The following is a 2,976-nucleotide window of genomic DNA, read 5'->3' as shown; positions in this document are numbered from 1 at the left end:
CTTAACTTAAGCTAGAAAACATGGAATTTACCGCTCAATTCCAACTCGATTTAGCTGATAAAAACTCACTTTGCCTAACGCCCGGTTAAGGGGCTGACAACGCAAACCACTGAACTCCAAATAACCACCGTAATCACAAAGGCCGATTTGAACACAAACCGCCACGCGTTGGCAGTCCCTCTTTAACCGTTTGTTATGGCTAACAACTCTCTGATTTATCGAACAAAACTTTCAAGGTAAATCTGACCTTTCATCTCGACATTCATAAGAGCCCATTTCAAACTCTCGACAAATCCAAGGTCGATTCTCATAAATCGTGCACATGAATGTTTCTCGGTCTAAAGCTGAGCACCAACCATCCGCCAAACGTAGCATGGTTTCCCCACCCCATTGGTCGAAAGCAATGTGTTGCTCTGGCACACCTGTATCTGTAATGATCATGACCTCTAAACGACAGCAGCAAGCCTGACAGTTTGAGCAAGAAATTTCCGTACTAGATACATTTTTAATTGGAATTGTCATCGTGTTCTTCAAATCAGTGTAATCACAGAATGGTACTCCAATTTGAACCAATTTATCGACATTCGTGACCAACTCAATTTGGGAGCCATAACGCCCGCTTAAGGGGCAGCCAACGCTACTACTAACTTTCCGCATAACACCGTAACCACAAAAACCAACGCATAATAAAAATGCCACGCGTTGGCTGTCCCTCTTGAAGCGTTTGTTATGCGCCTTTTTTAGGGTCTGGAATACAGTACAACATCAGCGTTTCAATATTGATGCTTTCATTAAACTTTAAGTGTTTCCGCTTTTGTACAACCCACCAATTACCGTACTCTTCAGAGTAATTACTATTTTCAAATGAAATATAAAACTGCTCACCAGGTAACGGAGGAATGATAGGGTCAAAGTAACTTTGTTGCTCAATACATTCACCCTCGAAGTAAATCTCAAGAATGTATTCTTTTGGACTCTTTTTGGTTGAACATACAACTTCAGTTTTAGCATAAAAAATTTCGCTTATTTCAACCTTGAACGCTGACGCCAAAGCTTGCTGTGATTCAAGAGATGCTTTTCTCCCCGACTCAATTCGCTGGATGGTTTTAATTGATAAGCCGGAGACTGAAGATAAGTGCTCTTGCGACCAACCCCTTGACTCTCTTAGATGTTTTACTTTTTTGCCTATAGTCATATAAGAATCTCAATTCATTTGATTGAGTAAAATTTATCATTGCACTCTGGACGGGACAACGACACTTTCAGGACATGATCAGGACAGGCGCATAACGCCCAATTAAAGGGTGAGCAACGCTACCACACAACTTAAAGCATTGTGCCATAAACACTAAAATTGAAGTAGAAGCAAAAATACCAAGCGTTGGGAATCCCTCTTAAATTGTTTGTTATAACGCACTTTCCACTGAACTTAACCACTTAGGAATATTAACCCGATACCAGTTTATGTACTTCTCTTCTTTTCTAGGTTATTACGACTAACAAGTATGTTAACAACCTCGATTACAATCCAACACTTAGCAATAATTAGATGCTCAATAAGCTCTGTTTTTGATACTACTGGATTGTATTTAATATATTGACTAATGATTTTTTCGTACTCACCGATGCTGCCTAACCCATTAACTAACGGAGCTAAGTCAATTGCGGAACTGCCTTGACCAAAACGCTCCCAGTCAAACAATACTAACTCTCCGTTATTTCGCGTTCCCCAGTTGCCCTCGTTAGTATCGCCAGATATCAGAGTGTTGCACTCAAATATCTGGCTGGATATGGATTGCATTCGTTCTATTGAGGAAGCAACTACATCCGAAAGCCCCAGTGTATTAAGTGCTTCGCACGTATCGAAGGTAGTTCAATTATGCTTCTTAGTATCAAGTTTGAAGTGCGACACTTTTTACAGATGCGCATGAATATACTCCGTTGGTGTTCTATACCCAAGTCTTTTGCGTGGGCGTGTATTTAATTTATATGCAATTTCATTACACAGCTTCTGTGTCACGTGTGACATGGAGGTTCGTTTTGGTAAGTATTGTCGTATCAAACCATTGGTGTTTTCATTAGTGCCTCGCTCCCATGAGTGGTATGGATTTGCAAAGTAAAACAGACAGTTATGATGTTTTTCTAGTTGCGCATAACCATGAAATTCAGTGCCGTTATCCGCAGTTATCGTCTTAAAAGGTAAGTCAGAGCGGGTCATGATTTTGCTCATTCTTACGTTGAGCGACTCGCTTGTTCTATCGTCCATTTGCCCAATAAAAGTGTAGCCAGTCATTCTGTCAACTAAAGTCACGATACAGTGCTTGGTTCCGCGGCCAACGACGGTATCAATCTCCCAGTGACCAGGCTCTTTTCGATGCTCAGCTTTTGCAGGTCTTTCGGTAATATGACGCTTTGCTGCCAGCCGACCTCGGCTGTCTTTTGAGTTATACCTTTTACGCCTTTTCTTAGTGGATTGGCGTAGGTGTTTCCATAGTGTTCCACCGAGAGTTTTGTCGTTCCAAATATGCTGATAAATGAGCTCGTGACTCATTGTTGGATAGCCTCTTACCCTTAGGTATCCGACGATTTGGTCAGGGCTCCAATCCAGTCGTAGCAAGGCTTCAGGTAACCTGAAGTCGATTTCGCTGTAACGCTTATTTCTGCGCGAGCGGCTCAGCCGGTTGCGAGCCATTTGTTGGGCTCTCCACGCCTGATAGGAGTACCTTTTAAAGTGTCTGTTGTATCGGGAATTGCGTTCAATTTCTCGATATATAGTGGCTTTGTGACGACCTAGTTGTTTAGCTATTTTAGCGGTACTAATTCCTTGCTTTCTGAGTGCAGAAATCATATACCTTTCGTTCTCAGTGAGGTGCGTGTATTTCATGTTTTTTACTTCTTGGCGGGAGCAAAGTTCATGATTATCGCATCTCACTGTTTTTATGTTCAGAGGTGTCGCACTTCGTAGTTGAATCCAAG

General features: G+C 41.8%; 4 protein-coding genes. All 4 read right to left on the bottom strand.

Features of this window, described 5'->3' with window-relative positions:
• Positions 1 to 231 precede the first annotated feature (231 nt).
• Positions 232 to 522 (bottom strand): YkgJ family cysteine cluster protein, encoded by a 291-nt coding sequence (locus tag AACQ42_RS00815; RefSeq protein WP_026028227.1) that lies wholly within the window; start codon positions 520 to 522, stop codon positions 232 to 234.
• 205 nt (positions 523 to 727) lie between these two features.
• Positions 728 to 1,195 carry a helix-turn-helix domain-containing protein gene (locus AACQ42_RS00810; protein WP_094165775.1) on the bottom strand — a complete coding sequence of 156 codons (468 nt, stop codon included), beginning with the start codon at positions 1,193 to 1,195 and terminating at the stop codon, positions 728 to 730.
• A 267-nt stretch (positions 1,196 to 1,462) separates the two neighbouring features.
• A complete protein-coding gene (locus AACQ42_RS00805; RefSeq protein WP_141195655.1) occupies positions 1,463 to 1,702 on the bottom strand; it encodes a hypothetical protein in 240 nt (79 codons plus the stop codon).
• Between the two features lie 213 nt (positions 1,703 to 1,915).
• Positions 1,916 to 2,884, bottom strand: a complete 969-nt coding sequence (locus AACQ42_RS00800) for an IS30-like element ISVa6 family transposase (protein ID WP_094165773.1) — start codon at positions 2,882 to 2,884, stop codon at positions 1,916 to 1,918.
• Positions 2,885 to 2,976 lie beyond the last annotated feature (92 nt).

Source organism: Vibrio sp. V12_P9A6T4, assembly GCF_963874835.1.
Taxonomy (GTDB): Bacteria; Pseudomonadota; Gammaproteobacteria; order Enterobacterales; family Vibrionaceae; genus Vibrio; species Vibrio anguillarum.
The sequence above is the reverse complement of the archived record's forward strand: the minus strand, read 5'-3'. Positions and strand labels throughout refer to the sequence as shown.